The sequence below is a fragment of the Rhodococcus sp. JVH1 genome, assembly GCF_000280725.2.
Taxonomy (GTDB): Bacteria; Actinomycetota; Actinomycetes; order Mycobacteriales; family Mycobacteriaceae; genus Rhodococcus_F; species Rhodococcus_F jostii_A.
The window spans coordinates 3,027,701-3,048,483 of sequence record NZ_CP166289.1 but is presented as its reverse complement, the minus strand read 5'-3'; the positions used below and the strand labels follow the sequence as shown (position 1 = coordinate 3,048,483).

The 20,783-nt window shown below is 68.0% G+C and carries 21 protein-coding genes; 6 read left to right on the top strand and 15 right to left on the bottom strand.

The features are described from left to right. Nucleotides 1-40: 40 nt before the first annotated feature. The gene (locus JVH1_RS13845) at nucleotides 41-997 is read left to right on the top strand and encodes a daunorubicin resistance protein DrrA family ABC transporter ATP-binding protein (RefSeq protein WP_009477556.1); all 957 of its coding nucleotides are present in this window, start codon (nucleotides 41-43) and stop codon (nucleotides 995-997) included. Continuing rightward, on the top strand, nucleotides 994-1,812 hold the full coding sequence (locus JVH1_RS13840) for an ABC transporter permease (RefSeq protein ID WP_007295540.1): 819 nt from the start codon (nucleotides 994-996) through the stop codon (nucleotides 1,810-1,812). Before JVH1_RS13845 ends, JVH1_RS13840 begins: the two co-directional genes overlap by 4 nt. A 10-nt stretch (nucleotides 1,813-1,822) precedes the next feature. On the opposite strand, the gene JVH1_RS13835 is transcribed toward JVH1_RS13840, so the two are convergent. The 3 genes from JVH1_RS13835 to JVH1_RS13825 all read right to left on the bottom strand — a co-directional run bounded on the left by JVH1_RS13835 (nucleotide 1,823) and on the right by JVH1_RS13825 (nucleotide 3,964). Then, entirely contained in the window at nucleotides 1,823-2,251 is a 429-nt protein-coding gene (locus JVH1_RS13835; RefSeq protein WP_043780790.1) for an ester cyclase, read from the bottom strand. A gap of 103 nt (nucleotides 2,252-2,354) precedes the next feature. After that, entirely contained in the window at nucleotides 2,355-2,936 is a 582-nt protein-coding gene (locus tag JVH1_RS13830) for an NTP transferase domain-containing protein (RefSeq protein WP_011596887.1), read from the bottom strand. A 35-nt stretch (nucleotides 2,937-2,971) separates the two neighbouring features. Beyond that, nucleotides 2,972-3,964: an isopenicillin N synthase family oxygenase gene (locus JVH1_RS13825; protein WP_009477559.1), complete on the bottom strand. Its 993-nt coding sequence runs from the start codon at nucleotides 3,962-3,964 to the stop codon at nucleotides 2,972-2,974. A gap of 245 nt (nucleotides 3,965-4,209) precedes the next feature. On the opposite strand from JVH1_RS13825, the gene JVH1_RS13820 reads away from it, so the two are divergent. Beyond that, complete coding sequence (locus JVH1_RS13820) at nucleotides 4,210-5,154, top strand: alpha/beta fold hydrolase (RefSeq protein WP_043780794.1); 945 nt, start codon at nucleotides 4,210-4,212, stop codon at nucleotides 5,152-5,154. Here the strand turns inward: JVH1_RS13820 and JVH1_RS13815 are convergent. Then, nucleotides 5,151-6,050: a LysR family transcriptional regulator gene (locus JVH1_RS13815; RefSeq protein WP_009477562.1), complete on the bottom strand. Its 900-nt coding sequence runs from the start codon at nucleotides 6,048-6,050 to the stop codon at nucleotides 5,151-5,153. The two genes, JVH1_RS13820 and JVH1_RS13815, sit on opposite strands and share 4 nt — an antisense overlap. Nucleotides 6,051-6,204: 154 nt before the next feature. On the opposite strand from JVH1_RS13815, the gene JVH1_RS13810 reads away from it, so the two are divergent. Then, nucleotides 6,205-7,509 (top strand): NAD(P)/FAD-dependent oxidoreductase, encoded by a 1,305-nt coding sequence (locus tag JVH1_RS13810; protein WP_009477563.1) that lies wholly within the window; start codon nucleotides 6,205-6,207, stop codon nucleotides 7,507-7,509. Between the two features lie 9 nt (nucleotides 7,510-7,518). Then, nucleotides 7,519-7,983 carry an NUDIX domain-containing protein gene (locus JVH1_RS13805; protein WP_011596890.1) on the top strand — a complete coding sequence of 155 codons (465 nt, stop codon included), beginning with the start codon at nucleotides 7,519-7,521 and terminating at the stop codon, nucleotides 7,981-7,983. Between the two features lie 32 nt (nucleotides 7,984-8,015). Here JVH1_RS13805 and JVH1_RS13800 read toward each other — a convergent pair whose 3' ends face one another. The 10 genes from JVH1_RS13800 to JVH1_RS13755 form a co-directional block, all read right to left on the bottom strand. Next, nucleotides 8,016-10,727, bottom strand: a complete 2,712-nt coding sequence (locus JVH1_RS13800; RefSeq protein WP_009477565.1) for a molybdopterin cofactor-binding domain-containing protein — start codon at nucleotides 10,725-10,727, stop codon at nucleotides 8,016-8,018. Then, nucleotides 10,724-11,533, bottom strand: a complete 810-nt coding sequence (locus JVH1_RS13795) for a xanthine dehydrogenase family protein subunit M (RefSeq protein ID WP_009477566.1) — start codon at nucleotides 11,531-11,533, stop codon at nucleotides 10,724-10,726. Before JVH1_RS13795 ends, JVH1_RS13800 begins: the two co-directional genes overlap by 4 nt. A gap of 4 nt (nucleotides 11,534-11,537) precedes the next feature. Then, nucleotides 11,538-12,905 (bottom strand): 8-oxoguanine deaminase, encoded by a 1,368-nt coding sequence (locus tag JVH1_RS13790; RefSeq protein ID WP_009477567.1) that lies wholly within the window; start codon nucleotides 12,903-12,905, stop codon nucleotides 11,538-11,540. After that, complete coding sequence (gene pucL / locus JVH1_RS13785) at nucleotides 12,905-13,816, bottom strand: factor-independent urate hydroxylase (protein ID WP_009477568.1); 912 nt, start codon at nucleotides 13,814-13,816, stop codon at nucleotides 12,905-12,907. Before pucL ends, JVH1_RS13790 begins: the two co-directional genes overlap by 1 nt. Nucleotides 13,817-13,819: 3 nt before the next feature. Continuing rightward, nucleotides 13,820-14,149, bottom strand: a complete 330-nt coding sequence (gene uraH, locus JVH1_RS13780) for a hydroxyisourate hydrolase (RefSeq protein ID WP_009477569.1) — start codon at nucleotides 14,147-14,149, stop codon at nucleotides 13,820-13,822. Further along, entirely contained in the window at nucleotides 14,149-14,661 is a 513-nt protein-coding gene (gene uraD, locus JVH1_RS13775) for a 2-oxo-4-hydroxy-4-carboxy-5-ureidoimidazoline decarboxylase (RefSeq protein WP_009477570.1), read from the bottom strand. The genes uraH and uraD overlap by 1 nt, the downstream gene beginning before the upstream one ends. A gap of 44 nt (nucleotides 14,662-14,705) precedes the next feature. After that, nucleotides 14,706-16,025 carry an amidohydrolase family protein gene (locus tag JVH1_RS13770; RefSeq protein ID WP_009477571.1) on the bottom strand — a complete coding sequence of 440 codons (1,320 nt, stop codon included), beginning with the start codon at nucleotides 16,023-16,025 and terminating at the stop codon, nucleotides 14,706-14,708. A 120-nt stretch (nucleotides 16,026-16,145) separates the two neighbouring features. After that, complete coding sequence (locus JVH1_RS13765) at nucleotides 16,146-16,913, bottom strand: alpha/beta fold hydrolase (RefSeq protein ID WP_009477572.1); 768 nt, start codon at nucleotides 16,911-16,913, stop codon at nucleotides 16,146-16,148. Then, nucleotides 16,910-17,974, bottom strand: coding sequence for an isopenicillin N synthase family oxygenase (locus JVH1_RS13760; protein WP_009477573.1), 1,065 nt, complete (start codon nucleotides 17,972-17,974; stop codon nucleotides 16,910-16,912). Before JVH1_RS13760 ends, JVH1_RS13765 begins: the two co-directional genes overlap by 4 nt. Next, a complete protein-coding gene (locus JVH1_RS13755; protein ID WP_043780798.1) occupies nucleotides 17,955-19,337 on the bottom strand; it encodes a uracil-xanthine permease family protein in 1,383 nt (460 codons plus the stop codon). The genes JVH1_RS13760 and JVH1_RS13755 overlap by 20 nt, the downstream gene beginning before the upstream one ends. 141 nt (nucleotides 19,338-19,478) lie before the next feature. On the opposite strand from JVH1_RS13755, the gene JVH1_RS13750 reads away from it, so the two are divergent. Next, nucleotides 19,479-20,042, top strand: a complete 564-nt coding sequence (locus JVH1_RS13750; RefSeq protein ID WP_009477576.1) for a helix-turn-helix domain-containing protein — start codon at nucleotides 19,479-19,481, stop codon at nucleotides 20,040-20,042. Nucleotides 20,043-20,045: 3 nt separating this feature from the next. Here the strand turns inward: JVH1_RS13750 and JVH1_RS13745 are convergent, their stop codons facing one another. Next, nucleotides 20,046-20,774, bottom strand: coding sequence for an aspartate/glutamate racemase family protein (locus JVH1_RS13745; protein ID WP_009477577.1), 729 nt, complete (start codon nucleotides 20,772-20,774; stop codon nucleotides 20,046-20,048). Between the last annotated feature and the right edge of the window lie 9 nt (nucleotides 20,775-20,783).

The window sequence follows — 20,783 nt, the reverse complement described above, 5'->3', positions numbered from 1 at the left end:
AGTCACACTGGGTCCAGACGCCAACGGATGGGAACTTCTGATGGTCGATGCGATAACGGCAGAGGGTCTGGTCAAGAAGTACGGCAAGGTCACGGCACTGGACGGGGTCGACCTCGCGGTCCCGTCGGGAACGGTGATGGCGCTGCTCGGCCCGAACGGCGCCGGCAAGACGACGGCGGTGCGGGTCTTCACCACCCTTCTCGTCCCGGATGCCGGCCGGGCGGAGGTGGCCGGTCTCGACGTCGTCCACGATGCGCGGGTGCTTCGATCCCGGATCGGGGCGTCGGGTCAGTACGCCGCCGTCGACGAGTACCTCACCGGTTTCGAGAACCTCGAGATGGTGGGGCGGCTCTACCACCTCGGGGGCAAGCGCAGTAAGGCGCGCGCCCGCGAACTGCTCGAACAGTTCGACCTGGTCGAGGCAGGAGATCGCCCCGTCAAGGGCTACTCGGGTGGCATGCGTCGTCGTCTCGACCTCGCGGGAGCACTCGTCGCCGAGCCGGAAGTGTTGTTCCTGGACGAACCGACCACCGGGCTCGACCCCCGCGCCCGGCTGGCGCTCTGGGATGTCATCGACAATCTCGTCGCCAGGGGCACCACGCTTCTCCTGACCACCCAGTACATGGAAGAAGCCGAGCGCCTCGCCGACCAGATCGCCGTGATCGACCACGGTTCGGTCATCGCCCGCGGAACTGCCGACGAATTGAAGGACCGCGTGGGCGGTGAGCGCATCGAGTTGAGCGTCCGGGAGGGCATCGAACTCTCCGTCGTGCGCGACGAACTGGCCCCACTCGCCGCTGGGGACATCCTGGTGGAGGAGAACGTCCGCCGTGTGACGGTGCCGGTGACCGGCGGTGCGGACGCCCTCGTCGAGGCGCTGGGCCGCCTCTCCGATCGAGGAGTGAAGGTGTTCGACGTCGGTCTGCGCCGACCGACCCTGGACGACGTGTTCCTCACCCTGACCGGACACGAAGCCGAAGAGGAGCACGTCTCATGAGCGCCCCACAGACCGCGTCCGTGCACACCGCGCTCGCGGACGGGCTCACGATCGCCAAGCGCAACATGATCAAGATCAAGCGCGTCCCCGACCTCATCGTGTTCACCACGTTGTCGCCGATCATGTTCGTGCTGCTGTTCGCGTACGTGTTCGGTAGTGCCATCCAGGTTCCCGGGATGTCCTACCGCGAGTTCCTGATCGCCGGGATCTTCACGCAGACAGTCATCTTCGGGGCCACGTGGACTGGTCTCGGGATGGTCGAGGATCTGCAGAAGGGGATCATCGACCGGTTCCGGTCGCTGCCGATGGCCCCGTCCGCCGTTCTCCTCGGCCGCACCTCCACCGACGTCCTGATCAACATCGTCAGCCTCGTCGTGATGTCACTGACGGGTCTGATCATCGGGTGGCGCATCCACTCGAGTCTCGGCGAAGCGCTGCTCGGCTACCTGCTCCTGCTGTTGTTCGCCTACGCGCTGTCGTGGGTGATGGCGGTGGTCGGCCTGTGGATCCGCACGCCGGAGGTGTTCAACAACGCCAGCTTCATCGTCATCTTCCCGCTCTCGTTCATCGCGAACACGTTCGTCGAGACCACCAACCTGCCCGGTCCGCTGAAGGTGATCGCGGAATGGAATCCGGTGTCCGCGGTGACGCAGGCCGTGCGAGAACTGTTCGGAAACACCAACCCGGACATGACCGTTCCCGACGCTTGGCCGTTGCAGCACCCGATCATCGCCTCACTGGCATGGTCGGCGGTGCTGCTGGTGATCTTCGTGCCGTTCGCGATCCGGCGCTACAAGAAGGCCGTCAGCCGCTGAGGGGCGGCGGTCACCGCCCCGCAGCCGGGATCACGCCCAACTGCTGGAGCATGGCGAGGACGTCCTTGTCCGACCACTTCTCCGCAATCCGCCCGTTCTCGATGCGGTGGATGACGGTGGCGGTCATTTTCATGCGGTTCCCCGTCGCGGGAATTCCGGGCAGATCACCCGTCTGCGTTCCGGCACACAGTAGCCGGGTAACGACCTTGTCGCCCTCGGCCACCTGATCCTCGATCACGTGCGTCCCCGGTGTGGCCTCCCAGAACAACCGGAACACCTGCTTCAGTCCCTCGCGCCCCGGTGCTTCGAGGCCGGGAAACGGCGGCGGTGAATGGTCGAGGTAATTCTCGTCGACGAGTTCGTCCAGTGCGTCGATGTTGCCTGCGTCGATCTCGGTGTAGAAACGCCGGATCAATTCCTTGTTCGCTTCCAGTGACATGTCTCCATTGTCTGCCGGTCGCGTCGCCGCGTACACCCACCTCCGCCGGACCAACGGGACGCTCGTTGCGGCAGATCGAACGAGCGTCCCGTTCGTTCAGGGGCTAGCGGAGTTCGCGCGGCGAATCGACGTCGCGTCCCGACCCCAGGTCGGAGCAGTCGACCGTCTCGGCGCCGTGTGCCCCGAGGTACGTGCGTGCGCCGGAGTCGCCGGTGAGACTGCGCCGCAACGGTAGCCAGTGGTCCCGGCCGATCAGCACGGGGTGACCCGGACGGCCGGCGTAATGAGCCTGACGGAGCGCCGCTCGGGCGTCGCCGGGCGGCACCGACGCCACCCGCCGGATTGCGTCGACACCGAGGTCGGGGAGATCGACGAGGGTGATGACGACGGCATCGACGTCGTCGAACGTCGCCGCGACCTCCAGCCCCCGGCGCAGGGAGGCGGACAATCCCGACTGCCAGTCCTCCGCGATCCCGACGGTGACGGGGGCGCCGTCGGGAAGTAGGTCCTCGGCCTCCTCGGCGCGGGCACCGAGCACCACGACGGTGGGCTCGCATCCCGCGGCCGACAGCACTCGCACGCCGCGCGCGAGCCACGGTTCTCCGTCCGCGCCGACGACGAGTGACTTGGGCATGCCCATGCGCGAACCGGCCCCGGCCGCGAGCAGCACGCCCCCGATCGTCATCGTGGTCTCACCGGTCCGCGCTGCATGCGTTCAACTTACTTTTCCTTGGCGAAGTTCGCGTTGACGCGCTGGTAGAGGTAGTCCTCGGCGGTGATGTCGGGGTACTTGCCCGCCGGTCCGGAGATGACGACGTCGCGGTTGGCCTGGGCGAAGAACGCGAGGCTGTAGCGGGCGCCGTGGTCGCCGTCCGGTCCGGGGTTCTTCACGCGGTGGAAGTTGGACGGCAACCGGTCGTCGCTCCACCGCATGAGCATGTCACCAATGTTGCAGGTGATCGCGTCCTCGGACGGCTCGATGGGCGTCCACTCCTGGGTGTCCATCTCCTTGCCCGGCAGCACCTGCAGACCGCCCTGGCCCTCCTGCTGGAACAGCAGCGTGAGGCAGTCGAAATCGGTGTGGGCGCCGGCGCGCCACAGGCCGAGGTCGCCGCGAAGGTGCTCCGGGATGGCGAAGTAGTGCAGCATCCGCAGGGTGCTCTGGTAGCTGTCCACCGACGGGTCGTGGGCCTCGGCGAAGAAGTTGCGCTCGAACCCGAGCTTGTCGGCGAAGCACGACAGCAGTCGCATGGCCACGTCCCAGCACTGCGCCTCGAATCCGAGCATCGTGTTGCGGAACCCGGCCAGTTCCTCCTCGGTGGGCCACAGGTCGCCCATGTGCGGCCGGGTGATCTGGTACGACTCCTTCTCGTCGGGGACGCCGATGGACGGGCGCACCTGGGTTTTGCTCTCCCACCCGGAGTTGAAGCCCTTCTTCAGCGGGTACTGCGCCTTCACAGCTGAATCGAGGGCGAAGAACTGCTCGGACATCGCAAACGCCTGGCGCACGTCGGCGAGGTCGATGCCGTGGTTGTAGACCTGGAAGAACCCGACGTCGACCGCCGCGTTCCACAGCTGTTCGGTGATGTCGGAGCGTCGAGCATCGAAGTCCGAGAGGTCGATTCGGCGGATCTCGCGGTCGGTGGACTCGGTCCCGAGCCCACCCATGCGGGATTCCTTGGCGAGCTCGTTCAGCGTGTGGCTGCCGGTCATCGTGTCTCTCCATTCTTGATTACATGCAATCTTGCGTGTTTGGCCCACTATTGCGCGTAAACGTGACGAGGAACGTCTCGGATGTGACGTGCGAGTTAAATGCATGAGCGGCACATAAGTTAAGTCGGCGGCCCGACGGGCCAAACAAAAATTACATGCAATCCATGCTTCGCACCCCCGGCGCGGCATGCACCGTAGACTGGCCGGTGGCCTCGACACGCCAAACAGTCGGAACGGACGGACACATGGTGGATCCGAACAGAGTCGGCGAACCTTCCCGGCAGGAGTTCGCGCAGCAGTGGGGCGGCTCCGGCAGCGTCGTCGACCTCGACGGTCCCGTCCACTGGGTCGAATACGGTGCCGACACCGGATCTCCTCCCGTGGTGATGGTTCACGGACTCGGCGGCTCGCATCTCAACTGGGTCCGGATCGCACCGGCCCTCGCGGAGCGCACCCGGGTGCTGACCGTGGATCTCCCCGGATTCGGGCTCAGTCCGTCCGGGCGCCGCCGGACGGGGGTCGGCGCCAATGCGAAGGTGCTGCATCGTTTCCTCCGCGACGTCGTCGGCGGTCCCGTGATCCTGATGGGCAACTCGATGGGCGGCATGATCTCGCTGTTCGAGACGGCGGCGCACCCCGAGACGGTTTCGGCGCTGGTTCTCGTCGACCCCGCACTTCCTGTCGCGCAACGAATCCCGGACCCGCGGATCGCCGCGCAGTTCGCGATGTACTTCACGCCGTTCGTGGGGGAGCGGTTCCTGCAGTACTCGAGCAGGAAGTTGACGGACCGGCAGTTGGTCGAGCGGATGATCGACCTGTGCTTCGCCGAGCCGAGCCGGGCGTCGGAAGATTCCCTCGACGCCGCAGCGGCTCTCGCGGGATACCGGCGCGGGCTGCCGTCCGAGGATGCGGCGTTCCTTCAGGCCAGCCGGTCGCTCATGCGGGTCCTGGCTCGCCCGCGCCGATACCTCGACACCATGCGGTCGATCGCACAACCCGTTCTCCTGCTCCACGGCGACCGCGACCGACTGGTCCCGGTCGCGGCGGCCCGCAAGGTGGCGACGGCAAACCCGCGGTGGGACAGCGTGATTCTCGGCAACGTGGGGCACACCCCGCAGCTCGAGGTTCCCGACACGATGCTCGACCACGTGCTCACGTGGGTGGACCGGCACGGACTGATCGACGCCTAGGTTTCGGCCGATCCGCGGGACCCGGCAATCGACTGTGCAAGCGCGCGGAACAGGTGGGTGAGTTCGGGTCTCGTCGCCGTTCCGCTCCGGACGACCCCGCACACCGGGATGCGCAGTCGGTCGTGCGCCTCGCGCAGAAAGCTCAGTCCGCGACGGGGAGTCGCGTCGGCCGTGTCGGCGTACAGCACCGTCCACGACCGCGGGGTCGTGAGGACGTCGAGGGTGGCGGTGTGGTCGCTGGGAATCGACGGTCCGAGCATGACCCGCTGTCCGACCTGCCGGAACGCGTCCTCGACCACGGTGTGGATCAGGATCTGACTGCTGCGTGGCGGCAGCAGCAGGGGGTACGGCGCCAGTTCGCTCAGATCGACGGTCGAGACCCCTGCCAGCGGGTGTTTGCTCGACGTGACGATCACCAGGTCCTCGAGCCCGAATTCCACGGTTTCGAGGCCCGGCCGGTCGACGCCGCCGCGGATGAGCGCGAGGTCGGCGTCGCCCGACGCGACGGCGGTCATCCGGTCGGTGAAGTCCTTGATGACGAATTCGATGTCGAGTTGTGGGAAGTCTTCGCGGACAGCCGATATCGCCTCGAGGCTCTGTGTCGCGAAGCTCATGCTCGCGCTGATGCGGAGCCGGTTGCGGGGATCGAGTCCCACCGACAGCGCGCGGGCCTCGAGGCCCATCATCTCCGCCGCGATGGGCATGAGCCGTTCGCCGGCCGCGGTCAGCCGCGTCGCGCGTGTCGACCGCTCCAGGAGGGTGGTGCCCAACTCGTGTTCGAGCTTGGCGATCTGGTGGCTGATCGCCGACTGGGAAATGAAGCAGCGTTGCGCCGCGCGCGAGAAACTGCCCTCCTCGCCGACCGCGAGGAAGTAGCGAAGCTGTCGGAACTCCATGACCTGAGGTTACGTCCTTCGGTGAAGACTTATGAGCAATCGAGATAACACAATTTCGATTTCCCCAGCTTACTGGCGATTAACCACGGGCGATCCCTAATGTGGAGCTCATACGCGGCGCTAAGTAGACGCCAGAAGCAGTAGGAGGTTTTCGGTGGATCGCACACAGGTCGTCATCGTGGGATCGGGATTCGGCGCCCTCGCGGCGGCGAAGAAGCTCGGCAAGGCAGGCACGCCGTTCGTGCTGATTTCCGAGACCACCGAGCATCTGTTCCAGCCCCTTCTGTACCAGGTCGCCACCGGTGTCATCTCGCCCGGCGAGATCGCCCCGTCCATCCGCGCGATCCTCGCCAAGTACCCCAGCGGCGACGTCCGGCTCGGACGCGTCGTCGACGTCGACCCGGACAAGAAAGAGGTCGTCTACGAGGCAGGCGGGGTCAGCCACACGATCGGCTACGACAGCCTGATCGCCGCGACCGGCGCCCGGCAGGCCTACTTCGGCCACGACGAGTTCGCCGAGGTCACGTACGCGCTCAAGACGGTCGCCGACGCCGACCGGCTGCGCAGGCAGATCGTCCGCTGCTTCGAGGAGGCGCACACCACCTCCGACCCGGAGCGTCGCCGCGACCTGCTGCACTTCATCGTGATCGGTGCCGGTCCGACCGGTGTCGAACTGGCAGGTCAGATCAAGGAACTGGCGGGCCGCTACTTCGAGAAGTCGCTCCGCGACATCACGTCCGAAGACGTCACCGTCACCCTCGTCGAGGGTGCGGGGGAGACGCTGCCCGTGTTCGGCGGCAAGCTCAGCAAGTACACCCAGGACTCGCTCGAACGGGCCGGTGTCGAGGTGGTGCTGGGCACGATGGTGACCGACATCGACGAACACGGCGCCACCCTGTCGTCGCCGAGCACCGGCTTCGAGAAGCGCCTCACGGCGGACACGATCATCTGGTCGGCAGGCATCCAGGCCAACGACTTCGCTGCGGTGCTCGCGGAACGGACCGGCTGCGAGACCGGCCGCGGCGGCCGTCTGCTGGTCGACGAGGACCTCACGGTGGGTCGCTACGACGACATCTACGCGATCGGCGACATGGCGTCGCTGAACAACCTGCCCGCACAGTCGCCGTTCGCGATGCAGGGTGGGCGGCACGTCGCGGCCATCATCACCGGGAAACGCGCCCTCGGTACGCCGTTCACGTACCGCGACAAGGGCAGCATGGCGATCATCAACCGGTTCCGTGCGATCACCCGCGTGGGCAAGATCGAGCTGACCGGTGTGCTCGCCTGGTTCCTGTGGCTCGCCGTGCACCTCGTCTACCTGGTCGGATTCCGCAACCGGTACGTCGCGGTGATGTCGTGGTGCGGTTCGTTCCTCGGACACCGGCGCCCGCACTTCCACTACGCCCAGGAAATCGAACCTGCCGAGCTGCGCGAGCAGCGGGAGGACGCCGCGGCCTAGCCTGGGTCCATGACCGTCACCAGCGCTGGAGTACTCCTGTATCGCACCGACGATGCGGGGGTGCTCCAGTTGTGGATCGTGCACATGGGTGGCCCGTTCTGGGCGCGCAAGGACGAGGCCGCGTGGTCGATCCCCAAGGGCGAATACGTCGAGGGCGAGGATCCCTACGCGGCCGCACTGCGCGAGTTCGAGGAAGAGATCGGCGCGCCGCCGCCGGCCGTCGAGTACGAGCTGCTCGGCGAATTCCGGCAACCCTCACGCAAGCTGATCACCGTCTACGCGGCGGAGGTGAGCGAGGACGTCACGTTCGTCGAGAGCAACACGTTCGAACTGGAGTGGCCGCCGCGGTCGGGGAAGCGTCAACAGTTCCCCGAGGTCGACGACGCCCGCTGGTTCCCGGCGGATGTGGCCGAGACGAAACTGGTCAAGGGGCAGCGTCCGATAATCCAGGCCTTGCGCCTTCGCCGCCCGTGAGTACTTATTAACCGCCGGACGTTAATAAGTACTCACGGGCGCGGGAGCGCACGCCAGACGGCGGCGGGGGTCATCGGGATCCGACGGAGCCGGGCGCCGGTGGCGTCCGCGATCGCATTGGCCAGGGCAGGGGCCACCGGGTTGTACGGGGACTCGCTCATCGACTTGGCGCCGTGCGGGCCCAGTTCGTCGTAGGTGTCCGCGAAGTAGACCTCGGTGTCCGGCACGTCCACGAGCTGCGGGAGGTGATAATTCCGGAGCTGCGGGTTGAGCACCGTCCCGGCGCCGTCGAGCAGGATCTCCTCGTACAGTGCGCTGCCGATCGCCTGCGCGACACCGCCCTCGACCTGCCCGCGGCACTGCTGCGGGTTGAGGACCGTACCCGCATCCGCCGCCTGGATGGACTGCAGGATGCGGACCTCCCCGGTGACGGTGTCGACGGCCACCCGGAACGCGTGCACGTTGAACACCACCGAGCGGGGGGTGCCGTCGTGCCTGCCCTCGGCGCGGATCGGGCCCTCGGGCACCAGCTTGTCGAGTTCGACGACCCTCCCAGCCACCTCGACGGCGTCGGGTGTCAGCGCGCAGTCGGCGTCCTCGGTCACACCCGCGACGCGGCGAGCAACCTCGAACAGCTGCTCCCGTAACCGGGTTCCCGCAAGATGCACCGCCTTCCCGGCGACCACCGTGCCTGCCGAACCGAACGCGCCGGTGTCGTACCCGGCGACGTCGGTGTCGGACTGCAGCACGCTGATCCGGTCGGCGGTGGTGCCCAACGCGGACGCGGCGAGCTGGGCGTGGACGGTGGTGGTGCCGTTGCCGAACTCCGCGGTGCCCACCCGCAGTTCGTACCGGCCACCTTCGACGAGGGTGCAGGACACGTCCGCGAAGTGCCCCCGCGGCGGAATGGTCGCGATCATCGACGCCGCCATGCCCTCACCGACCCGCCACTGCGGGCCATCCGGCGGGCGCACGTCGTTGCCGCGGCGCAGCGCGGCCTCCGCCAGGTCGAGGCATTGATCGAGTCCGTAACTGCCGTACGTGAGGTCGCCGTGCTCCACCTCGACGTCGACGAAATCGTCACCCGGAACGACCACGTTGCGGCGGCGCAGTTCGAACGGATCGATGCCCAGCTGCGTCGCCAGCTGATCGAGCGCGGATTCCACCGCGAAGATGACCTGGCCCAGACCGTAGCCGCGGAACGCCCCGGACGGCAGGTTGTTGGTGTAGACGGCCTGGGCGTCCACCCGCTTGTTCGGCGACCGGTACAGGGCAACGGATTCGCTGCAGCCGTGGAACATCACGCCCACCGAATGATTGCCGTACGCACCGGCGTCCGAGAGCACGTCGACGGCGAGCGCCGTCAGTTTTCCGTCGCCGTCGGCGCCGACCTTCACCGAGACCCGCATGGGATGCCGGCACGGGGCGATCGTGAACTGGTCGGAGCGGGTGAACTCGTACTGGACCGGTCTGCCGGTACGCAGAACGGCGAGGGCGACGAGATCCTCGACCAGCAATTCCTGCTTCGCACCGAAACCGCCCCCGATGCGGGCGGTGAACACCCGGACCTGTGAGCGGTCGCGCGAGAACAGGTGGGCGAGTTCGTCGCGGACGAGGAAGGGCACCTGGGTGCTGCTGCGGAGGGTGAGACGCCCGTCGGAGTCGAGCCAGCCGATGGCCGAGTGGGTTTCGAGATGCGCGTGCTGCACGCGTTGCGTCTGCCACGTGCCCTCCACCACGGCACCCGTGTCCCGCGCCGCCGCGAGCCCGGCAGCGAGGTCGCCGACTTCGCCGTGGACTTCCGCCACCAGGTTCCGTGCCGGGTCCGCGATCCGGGAATCGGCGCCCTTGTCACCGTGCAGCAGGGGGGCACCGGGACGGCGTGCCAGGTCGGGATCGAAGACCGCTTCCAGTACTTCGTACTCCACGTCGATCAGTTCCACTGCACGCCGGGCGATGTCGACGGAGTCGGCCACGACGGCCGCGACCCGTTGCCCCCGGAACCGGAGGATCGTGTCGAACACGTAGGTGTCGTCGGGGTCGTCGGTGCGGAACTCGTGGCGGGCCGTGGAGAAGGCGACGTCGGGACTGTCGCGGTGGGTGAGCACCGCGTGGACGCCGGGCAGCCTCTCCGCGGCGGACGTGTCGAGTCGGGTGATGCGGGCGTGCGCATGCGGGCTGCCGAGTATCTGGATGTGCGTCAGACCCTCGACGGCCAGGTCGAGTGTGTAGGGCTCGGCGCCGCACACCACCCGGGCGGCTGCGGGCGCGGGAATGGACCGGCCGAACGACTCACCGGCACGGTCCGATTCGGTGGTGCACACGCCGCCGACAGCGTCGCGAATGGCGCGATAGCCGGTGCAGCGGCACAGATTTCCCTTCAGTGAGCGCGGCAGGTCGGCGCGTTGACCGGAGTCGAGCGCGGACGCGGTCACGACAATCCCGGGTGTACAGAACCCGCACTGGAAGCCCGCCGCGTCGACGAACTGCTGCTGCACGGGGTGGAGTCGGTCGGGACTGCCGAGACCGGCCGCAGTGGTCACCTCGCGGTTCTCGGCGCGGTGCGCCGGCACCACACACGAGTGCACCGGGACGCCGTCGAGCAGTACGGAACAGGCGCCGCAATCGCCGGCGTCACAGCCCTTCTTGACCGCGAACCGCTGCTGTTCCCGCAGGAAGGTGCGCAGGCACTGACCGGGCCGGGGGTCGGCATCCACCGACTGTCCGTCGACCGTCAACTTCATTCCAGCTCCCTCCTGATCTCCTCGGCGAGTACTCCCGTGACGTGACGCCGCCAGTCCGCGGCGCCATGCGCGTCGGTCAGGTAGTCGTCGGGGGAGATCCGTTCCGACAGGGACTCGCTCACCACGCCGGGGCCGGGAACGGCGGGGAAGCGGAGGACGAACGGGCGGACGGTCGACGCGGTGACGGTCAGCGCGAAACCGTCCGCGTCGACCCGTCCGGCCAGCAGCGCGCCGGACCGTCCGAGCGGCGAGTACGCGATCTTGCGCAGCGACGTGCGGCCCCGCAACGCGCTGGCGGGGAGGTGGATGCTGCGGATCAGGTCACCGGCTCCGAGCACCGTGCGACCGGCATCGGTGACGAATCGGTCGACCGGAACCCGGCGATCGTCCCCGTCGGCCGTCCAGATCAGGAGTTCGGCGTCGAGCGCGCAGCACAGCGTGATCATGGCCCCGGCCGGGAGCGCCAGCGCGAGGTTGCCGCCGACGGTCGCGGTGTGCCAGATCTTCCACGACGCGACCAGGGACTCGGCGCACGGCCGGAACAGGCTCGTCGCCGTCCACTCGGCGGGAAGCGGTGCATTGCAGAGGTTCTCGATGGTGCACGTCGCGGCGAGCTCGAGTCCGTCGTCGTGGACGGTGATCGCAGGCCAGTCGAGGGTGGTCAGGTCCACCAATCGGGTCACCGTCGGCTGGGGTTCCGAATACAGCCAGGTTCCGCCCGCCAGGAACGCCGTTCCGGGTTCCGGGGCCGGCAGGTCGTCACGGCTGCGCGGCACCGAGAGTTCCGTCACGAACGACAGATCCATCGACTCACCCCGCCTTACGCACCAGGGCCCGGTGGGCCTGCTCGACCTCCGCGGCGACGTTCTCCTCGTTCACGGTGATCACTCTCCCACGCTCGACGACGGCCCGCCCGTTCACCAGAAGCAACTCCAGCGGCGGTGTGACTCCGAGCACGAGCGCCGCCACCGGGTCGGTGATGCCGGAATGTGCGAGGGTGTCGACCCGCCACAGTGCGAGATCGGCCAGTTTGCCGGGCTCGAGGGAGCCGAGTTCGTCCTCCCTGCCGAGGACCCGGGCCCCGCCGCGGGTGGCGAGTTCGAGGGCGGTGCGCACCGTCATCTCGCCCGGGCCGCCGCGGGCCCGGGCGAACAGCACGGCGTGCCGGGCCTCCTCGAGCATGTTGCACGCCTCGTTGCTGGCGGCGCCGTCGACTCCGAGCCCCAGCGGAACCCCCGCTGCGTGGAGATCCTTGGCGCGGGCGATCCCGGCGCCGAGGCGGGCATTGGACGTGGGGCAGTGGGCCGCCCCGGTTCCGGTGCCTGCCATCGCCGCGATCGCGACGTCGTCCAGGTGGACGGCATGCGCGTACCAGACGTCGGGGCCCACCCAGCCGAGTTGCTCCATGTACTGCACCGGGGTGCAGCCGAACCGCTCGTGGCAGAAGTCCTGCTCGTCAAAGGTTTCCGCGAGATGGGTGTGCAGCCGCACGCCTGCCGAACGGGCCAGGGCCGCGGCCTCGGTCAGGAGGTCGCCGGTGACGGAGAACGGCGAGCAGGGGGCCACCGCGATCCTCAGCATCGAGTCGGGAGCCGGGTCGTGCCAGCGGTCGATGACGTCCTGGGTGCCCTTCAGAACGTCCTCGAGACGCTCCACCACCGAATCCGGTGGCAGCCCGCCCTGACTGTGGCCGAGGTCCATCGACCCTCGGCTGGGGTGGAATCGGAGCCCGACGGTCTGCGCGGCCTCGATCTCGGCGCCGAACACGTCGCCGCCGTCGCGTGGCACGACGTAGTGGTGGTCCGTAGTGGTCGTGCACCCGTGCTTCGCCAGCCAGGCGAGACCGCCGGTGGCGGCGGTCCGGACGGCGTCGGCGTCGATGCCCGCCCAGATCGGGTAGAGGGTGGTCAGCCAGCCGAACAGGGTGTCGTCGGCCGCGAGCCCGCGGGTGATCCACTGGTACAGGTGATGGTGCGTGTTCACCAGCCCGGGAGTGAGCATGCAACCCCGTCCGTCGACCACCCGCGCACCGTCGATCACGGGCGCGCGGCCGGCACCGACGTCGACGATGCGGTTGCCCTGCACGACGACGTACCCGTCCGGGTACTCGGTGCCCGCCGCGTCGACAGTGGCGACGTACGCGCCGGAGACGACGACGGTGCCCGGGCCGGCGTTCATCAGCTGAGCCAGCCCGCGTACGCCGACCAGGCGGGTCCGGCGTCCGGAGCGTCGGACCGCTGCACCGTCGCCTGGATCAGGCCGTAGGGGCGGTCGGCGGCGTGGAAGACCTCGTTGTCGTTCTCCACACCGAAGCGGGCGAGGTCGTGGGCGAAGTGGTGCTTGTTCGGCGCGGACAGGCGCACTTCCGCGAGCACGGGGTAGCGTTCGAGGATCGCCTTGCCGATCTCGTACAGCGTCTGCTGGAGTGCGAGCGAGTGGACGGTCGCGAACGTCGCGACGATCTGCTCCTTGATGCCGGCGTAGACACCGTTCCAGTCCACGTCGGTGGTGACGAACCGCCATTGCACGACAAGCGAAGTCGCCATCACGCGGTCGTGGGTCTCCTCGAGGATCGTGTACTCGTCCTTCAGGAATCCGAAGAACTCGCTGCCCGTGGACTTGAGGATCACCAGATCCTTCAGCCCGCCGACCACCCACGTGCCGTCGCCGTCGACGGTGATCGCCGCGGTGCGCACCTCCTCACCCTTGCGCACCCAGGTGTGGTCGTGCTCCGCTCCGTCGACCACCGCGCGCTGCCAGGCGTATTCCTCGATCTCGATGCGGGCGCCCTCGACCGGGGCCACGTCGTCCACGAAGTGCCGTGCCAGCGTGAGCCCGTACTCCTCGATGGAGTCGAGTCCCTTCTCCTTCGCGTAGGAGAACGCCGTCTGCTTCTGGGTGTCGGTGGGCAGCACCGAACTCTGGTCGCCGGCGAGATGCGCCGCCGAGAAGTCACCGCGCAGGCAGGTCGACACGCTCACGTCCCGGATCTCGTGCCGGGGGGTGTCGCGGTAGATCCGCACGATGCGGTTCTCGGCTTTGCCGTACTGGTGGTCGCCCAGGACGATGGCGCCGGTGAGGTCGGTCATTCTTCAGCTCCCGCGGTAGGTGGAATAGGCGTAGGGGGACAACAGCAACGGGACGTGGTAACCGCGCTGCGGGTCGTCGAGGACGAACGTGACGGAGACCTCCGGGTAGAACGTCTCCTGGCCGCGGGCGGCGAAGTACTCGCCGGTCTCGAAGACCAGCGAATAGGTGGCCGCGATCAGACCCTCGGGAGCGATCTCGGCTATGCGGCCGTCCGCATCGGTCGACGCGCTCGCGATGACGTCGCGTTCAGGTGACAGCAGGTGAACGAACATCCCGGCCGCGGGTGTGCCGTCGGTGGCGTCGAGCACATGGGTGCTGAGGATCTTGGACATCAGTGTTCGGTGTCTCCGATCTCGCCGAGAAGGCGTTCGAGGCGTATCCGGTTGATGGCGGCCAGTTCGGTCCGCAGGATCTTGCGCTCCGTCGCGCTGTCGTTGCCGAGGCGGTCGCGCAGCACGTCCAGTAGTTCCTGCGCCGACCGGCCGGACGCGCACACCAGGTAGACGTGCCCGAACTTCTGCTCGTACTCCTCGTTCCCGGCCCGCAGGCGCGCGCGGACGTCGTCGTCGGCGGAGGCGACCGCCGATTGTTCGCGAGCGGAGGACGGGTTGTCGGCCCGGTCGCCGATCCTCGGGTGGCCGGCCAGGGCCGCGTCGATCTCGGACTCCGTCAGGTCGCCGAGAACGTTGTCGGCGGCGGTGTACAGCGCGTCGGCGGACGGAAACGGGCGGCCCGCGGCGACCCGCTCCGCCCACACCGCCGACGAGCAGCACTGCACGAGCAGATCGGCGGCCCGCGCGTCGCTCAGTGCGTTGAACGCGATCAGGCCGGGCGGTTCGGTCATGAGGGCTCCTCGCTCGTGCGCCTTTTCGGTACCTCTGGCTACCACTATGGCGCACCGGTGGCGGTCAATTCGGCGATAAGCCCCGCTTCGTCGACCCTGGTGCTGTGCCCGTCCCGGATCAGTACTTCGCCGTCGACCAGGACGGTGTCGACGATCTGCCGGCTCCCGGTGGTCAACAGCGTCGCGCCCGGATCGCGGACCGGCAGGCAACCGAAGTCGCGCTCGAAGCGGATCACGGTCAGGTCGGCCGGGCCACCGACGGAAACACCGTCCGGGCGGGACGCGAAACCGAGATTCCCGTTCGCGCCGTTCGTCGCGAGGTCCATCATGGCGTCGAATCCGAACAGGTCGGCCGTCTTGCGGTGGGCCCGCTGCACGTAGGCGCCCATGCGCAGCGTTTCGAGCATGTCCTGGGTGTCGTTGCTGGCGGCGCCGTCGACGCCGAGCCCGACCGCGATCCCCGCCGCGAGCATCTCCGGGACCGGGGCGACACCGCTTCCGAGTCGCATGTTGCTCATCGGGTTGTACGAGACGGCCACACCGCAGCGGGCCAGCACCTCGCGCCCGTGGGCGTCGAGTTCGCAGCAGTGCACGGCGAGCAACCGGTCCCACAGGAATTCGTTCGTGTCGAGATAGTCGACCGCGCCTGCGCCGGCATGCTCACGGCACATCACGTCGTCGGTGGGCGTCTCCAGCAGGTGGATCGACACGGTCATGTCGCGTTCGCCGGCGAACTGCCGCACCGCTGCCATCCCCTCCGGCGTCAGCGATCGGGGATTCGGGACGGCCAGACCGACCGTGACGCGTGTGCCGTCGGCCTGCTTGACCAGCTGGTCGGTGTGCTCGAGCACCCCGGCCAGCGGCTGCAGGAGGCGCGGGTCGACGCCCCACTTGCGCGTTGCGTCCGCCCGGTCCGCGACTCCGCGACCGAGGAGCGCCCGCACCCCGGTGTGCTCCAGGGCGCGCAGCACCGCGTCGTGCACGTCCGGAGACGGATGCGGCCACATGTGCTCGACCAGCGCCGTGGTGCCGCTGCGCAGGGCGTCGAGACTTGCGGCGACCGCGGCCAGATACGCCCGCTCGTGGGTGATGACCGCGGACTCCTCACCCACGGTCAGCAGCCAGCTGAGCAGCGGCTGCCCCTCGCCGATGCCGCGCATCAACGACTGCTGCAGGTGGGTGTGGGTGTTGACGAATCCGGGGATCAGGTAGGCACCCGACCCGTCGACGGCCGTGGCCCCTGACGGCGCCGGAGCGGTCGGGCGGATCTCGGTGATCAGACCGTCGGCGATCAGGACGTCGCGGTGCGGCAGCCAGCTGCCGTTCGAGTAGACGGTGACATCGGAAATCAGATCGGCATGCATCCGCATCCTCCATGGGTTCTCGGGAGTGCGGCTGGTTCGCGCCCGCCGGACACGGGTTCGCCCGTTGCTCGTTTCAGCCATGGGCAACGTGCTCCGAAATATAGGAGGCTCGTGTGTCCATCAGATTTCCCGTGCGGAAACAGTTCTCGGACCGACCGAGGCGCAGAAGTCGACGAGTGCCGTGAGCAGGGCCGCGCGCGCCGACAGCTGCGGGGCGTGATCGCTGTCCAGTGTCACCACCCGCGCGCCCGGCACCCGGGCCTGCATCGCACGCTGCGTCACGAGCGGCACCGAACGGTCGAGCGTCGCCTCCACGTACAGGCGGGGGACGGAGCCGAACCGCTCCGGCGTCCACGCCGGGGCCATCAGACGTGCAGTCTCGAGTTGCGGCAGCAGCTTTCGCGCAGCAGCAATTGCAGCACCGGCCGACGACTCGTGAAAGAACACGGCGGCCGCAGCTTCCGGCGGCACGACGGTTCCGGACCCGTCGGGGGTGGACTCCAGCCAGGCCGAGATCCCGACCGGTTCCGGTAGACCCAGGTCTCCGCAGAGGTCGCCGAAAGTGCTTCCCGAGGGCAGCATCATTCCGGCGACATACGCCGCACCCGAGATCCGGTGCGGAAGGCGTTCGACCACCTGGGTGGCCACGATGCCGCCTCCGGAGTGGCCGACCACGAACACGGGCCCGTCCAGCGAATCGATATGTGCGACCACCACATCCGCGACGTCGTCCAGATCGGTTCGCGCGCCGTCCGGCCAGCTCCCCACGCCGGGAAGATCGAGCGGGTGCGGCTCGTACCCGCTGTTGCGCAACGGCTCCAGAAGTGTGTCCCACACCCAGCTGCCCGCCCACGCGCCGTGAATCAATACGACGTGCCCACGATTCACCGGGCGGCCGCCCGTTCCGCGGCGGCGAGGACCCGCTCGGTCTCCCGCCCCGCGGCGGTGTTCTTCTTGCCGTGACGGGAACCCGCCAGTTTCGCCTTGATGTGCTCACGGACCGTCACCGGCGCGTACCCGTCGTCGGAGTGTTCGCACAGTCCCGGCAGGGTCGCGATCACCGCGTCGACGTTGCCGTCGTGGAAGAACGCCGCCGATCGGCGGCGCTTGATCGTTCCGTCGACGACGGGCGGAGTCACCCGGTGCAGCGTCGACATCCACCGGTCGTTCGTGAGCCGGGCGGTGAGGTCGCCGAGGTTGACGAGCAGTGCGCCCTCCGCGGGACTCACATCGTGCCAGCGCTCGTCGCGCCCGAGAACCTGCAGGCCGGCCACCCGGTCGGCCCACAGCACCGTAACCAGTCCGAAGTCGGTGTGCTCACCCATGCCGGTCAGCTCGCCGTCCAGGGTGACACTGCCTTCCGGCAGCGCGTAGTTGTTCATGCGGAGGACGTCGATGGAATGGTCGGTCAGGGCGGTGAAGAAACCCGGATCGAGCCCGAGGGCGTCGGCGAAGATCCGCGTCAGGGTGTGGGCGACGCGCTCGCCGTGCGCGTAGTACTCCTGGACGGAGTCGGTGAACGAGGGCACCTCGGGCCACACGTTCAGTCCGTAGTCGGCCTCGGAAAGGTTCAGGTCCGGGAACGACCGGGCCTCCGTCCCGACGTTGTAGGCCTCGAAGAAGTCGTTCATCCGGGTGGCCGATTCGACGCCCAGGCTCAGGCTGAGCGACTCGCTCTTCGGCGGGCTGTACCCGCGGTTCGCGCCCTCCACGCGATACGTCTTCTTCGTCTCCAGGGGCAGCGCGAAGAAGTCGTCGACGGCGCCGGCGAGTCCCTCGATCACCGGTTCGGGGATGCCGTGACCGAGGATCTGGATGAATCCGACGGTGGCGCAGGCGGAGTCGATCTCGCGCGCCACCCGGGCGCGTTCCGAGTCGGACCCGCCGGTCACGTACGAGGAGATGTCGATGACGGGGACGTCGAACGGCTCAGGCACGGGCGGCAACATGCGGCTCCTCGGAGGTCGGGGAAACGGGGTCGGCTGCGATGACGGGTGCGGAGGCGGCGCGGGCCGCGGCGCCGATCCGGGTGTGATTGAACAGCAGGTTCAGGGAGAACGCGGAGATCGCGGCGAGTGTGATGCCGCTGCCGAGCAGGATCTGGGCGGACGAGTTGAAATGCTCGAACATGCCCTCGGCGAACTCGGGGAGCAGGCCGATGCCCACCGACACCGCGACGATGGTGGTGTTGATCCGGTCGCTGAGATCCACCTTGCGGAGCGTGTTCATCCCCACCACGGCGACCGTCGAGAACAGGATGATGCCGACACCGCCGACGACCGGGGCGGGCAGGGCCGCGACGACGGTGCCCATCTTCGGGATGAGTCCGAGGACGATCAGGATGGCACCGCTGGTAGCCGTCACGTACCGGCTGTGGATGCGGGTGGTGGCGACGGCTCCGACGTTCTGCGTGAAGATCGTGTCGACGAATGCGTTGAAGATGCCGCCGAGTACGCCGGACAGCGCATCGCCGACGAGTCCGCGAGCCACGTCGCCCTTGGTGAGTGGCTTGCCGGTGATCTCGCCGAGGGCCAGCATGCTCGCCGTCGACTCCGCGAACACCACGGCCATCACGATGCTCATCGCCACCACTGCCGTGATCGGGAACTCCGGTGCCCCGAAGTGGAACGGCGCGGTGATGCCGAACCAGGGGCTGCCGGAGACGCCGCCCAGGTCGATCAGGCCCATCGGAATTGCGACGAGCGTGCCGATCACGAGGGCGAGGAGCACGCCGAGCTGGGTCCAGATCCCGCGGCCGAGGCAGAGGAATGCGATCGCGACGAGCACGACGACCCCGGCGAGCATGATGTTGCCGGGATCCGCGAAAGTGGCTGCCGTCGGATCGTTTCCGACGACGAGACCGGCGGCGACGCCGATCAGGGAGATGCCGACGACGGTGAGGACGACGCCGGTGACCAGCGGTGGGAAGAACCGGATCAGCCGCGCGAAGGGTACGGCGAGGGCGAGTCCGACGACGCCGCCTGCGAGCATCGAGCCGTACACCGCCTGCAGCCCGTATTCCTTGGCGATGAGGATCATCGGAGTCAGCCCGGCGAACGTCGCGCCACAGACGATCGGCAGCCGTGCGCCCGCAAGCTTCCCCACCCCGAGGCTCTGGATGATCGTGATGATCCCGGCGATCAGAAGGTCGGCGCTGATCAGTAACGCGACGGTGGACTTGTCGAGTCCTACTGCGGCCCCGAAGACCAGCGGAACGGTGATGCAGCCGGTGTACATGATGAGCACGTGCTGCAGACCGAAGGCCGCCTGCCGCACCAAGGGCAGGCGCTGGTCGACTGCGTGGAAGGACATGGGTCGATCTCCGTCCGAGTGAAGGGAGCGTTCGAGTTCACGTTCTATTGAGCACGCCAATCTTTACTAAGCAGGGTCAATTTCGTTTCGTCCGTGTTATCAGTCGCGGATTCCGCGAAACACGGTGCTAGCGTTCGCCTCATGGACGAGGATCAACACCTGCTGGCCGTCGCCATCGGCACCGCGATCAGATCGGCCCGGCATGACGCGGGGCTGACGCTGCGCGACGTGGCGGCCAAAACGGGACTGTCGCAGCCGTTCCTGAGTCAGGCCGAGAACGGCCACTCGGTGCCGAGCGTCATGAATCTGCACCGGGTAGCCCAGGTACTGGGAACCACGGCGCACGCCCTGCTCGAACAAGGTGCGCGCACGCCGACGAGTCTGGTGCGCAGCCGCGAGGGCAGACGCTTCGCACTGTCGGACGGAGCCGTGCTCCGGTTCTGTTCCACGGGGGTGCGCGCGATGGAACCGAACGAGGTGACGGCGCAACCGGGTTCGCAGGCCGGCGAGCACACCGAACACGCCGGCGAGGAGTTCATCTACGTCATCGACGGCAGCGTCCGCGTGGAAGTCGGCGTCGAGGAGAGTTACGTGCTCGACAAGGGAGACACTCTGTACTACCCGGCCACCGTGCCGCACCGGTGGTTCAACGACGCCGCGGAACCGGCGAGGTTCCTCATCACGAGCACCCCGCCGTCCTTCTGACCGTCAGCGGCCGAAACCCTCGAGCAGTCCGGTGTACTTCTTGGGCAGGGGAGCCGCGAATTCTCCGCGCGCGCCGGTCCGCAATCCGAGCATCACGAGGGACTGCACCATGAGGGTGGCCGCCGCCACGCCGTCGACCACCGGCACCCCGAGTTCCGCCGAGATGACGGCGCACAGGTCCGCCATGCCCGCGCACCCCAGCACGATCGCGTCCGAACCGTCCCGGTCGAGGGCGACGCGGCAGGCCTCGGTGATTACCTTCATTGCATCCGGATCGCGGTCGAGGTCGAGGACGGCGATCTCGCACGCGTGCACACCGAGGCAGAAGCGTTGCATCCCATACCGTTCGGCCAGTTCCCAGGCCCGGCCCCGGGTTCGTCCCAGCGTCGTGACGACGCTGAACCCGCGGCCGAGGAAACTCGCGGCGTGCATGGCCGCCTCTGCGATCCCGAGGACGGGCCCGGAGGCCAGTTCACGGGCCGCGTCGAGGCCGGGGTCGCCGAAGCAGGCGATCACGTACCCGTCCACCCCGGCCGCCTCACCACGTGCGATCTCCTCGAGAAGGCCGGGGACGCTGAGTGCTTCGTCGTAATGACTCTCGATCGAAGCCGGACCCATCTGGGGGCTCACCGCCTCGACGAGCGTCCCAGGCCCCGCGACGGAGCGCGCGCAGTCGCCGATCTTGTCGGTCATCGACTGGGTGGTGTTGGGATTGATGATCTTGATGTGCACGTTCGTCGA

Excerpts from the sequence above, each read along its gene's own strand:
- JVH1_RS13845 (WP_009477556.1), top strand. The coding sequence starts at position 41 with ATGGTCGATGCGATAACGGCAGAGGGTCTGGTCAAGAAGTACGGCAAG.
- JVH1_RS13840 (WP_007295540.1), top strand. The coding sequence starts at position 994 with ATGAGCGCCCCACAGACCGCGTCCGTGCACACCGCGCTCGCGGACGGG.
- JVH1_RS13835 (WP_043780790.1), bottom strand. The coding sequence starts at position 2,251 with ATGTCACTGGAAGCGAACAAGGAATTGATCCGGCGTTTCTACACCGAG.
- JVH1_RS13830 (WP_011596887.1), bottom strand. The coding sequence starts at position 2,936 with ATGACGATCGGGGGCGTGCTGCTCGCGGCCGGGGCCGGTTCGCGCATG.
- JVH1_RS13825 (WP_009477559.1), bottom strand. The coding sequence starts at position 3,964 with ATGACCGGCAGCCACACGCTGAACGAGCTCGCCAAGGAATCCCGCATG.
- JVH1_RS13820 (WP_043780794.1), top strand. The coding sequence starts at position 4,210 with ATGGTGGATCCGAACAGAGTCGGCGAACCTTCCCGGCAGGAGTTCGCG.
- JVH1_RS13815 (WP_009477562.1), bottom strand. The coding sequence starts at position 6,050 with ATGGAGTTCCGACAGCTTCGCTACTTCCTCGCGGTCGGCGAGGAGGGC.
- JVH1_RS13805 (WP_011596890.1), top strand. The coding sequence starts at position 7,519 with ATGACCGTCACCAGCGCTGGAGTACTCCTGTATCGCACCGACGATGCG.
- JVH1_RS13800 (WP_009477565.1), bottom strand. The coding sequence starts at position 10,727 with ATGAAGTTGACGGTCGACGGACAGTCGGTGGATGCCGACCCCCGGCCC.
- JVH1_RS13795 (WP_009477566.1), bottom strand. The coding sequence starts at position 11,533 with ATGGATCTGTCGTTCGTGACGGAACTCTCGGTGCCGCGCAGCCGTGAC.
- JVH1_RS13790 (WP_009477567.1), bottom strand. The coding sequence starts at position 12,905 with ATGAACGCCGGCCCGGGCACCGTCGTCGTCTCCGGCGCGTACGTCGCC.
- pucL (WP_009477568.1), bottom strand. The coding sequence starts at position 13,816 with ATGACCGACCTCACCGGCGCCATCGTCCTGGGCGACCACCAGTACGGC.
- uraH (WP_009477569.1), bottom strand. The coding sequence starts at position 14,149 with ATGTCCAAGATCCTCAGCACCCATGTGCTCGACGCCACCGACGGCACA.
- uraD (WP_009477570.1), bottom strand. The coding sequence starts at position 14,661 with ATGACCGAACCGCCCGGCCTGATCGCGTTCAACGCACTGAGCGACGCG.
- JVH1_RS13770 (WP_009477571.1), bottom strand. The coding sequence starts at position 16,025 with ATGCATGCCGATCTGATTTCCGATGTCACCGTCTACTCGAACGGCAGC.
- JVH1_RS13760 (WP_009477573.1), bottom strand. The coding sequence starts at position 17,974 with ATGTTGCCGCCCGTGCCTGAGCCGTTCGACGTCCCCGTCATCGACATC.
- JVH1_RS13755 (WP_043780798.1), bottom strand. The coding sequence starts at position 19,337 with ATGTCCTTCCACGCAGTCGACCAGCGCCTGCCCTTGGTGCGGCAGGCG.
- JVH1_RS13750 (WP_009477576.1), top strand. The coding sequence starts at position 19,479 with ATGGACGAGGATCAACACCTGCTGGCCGTCGCCATCGGCACCGCGATC.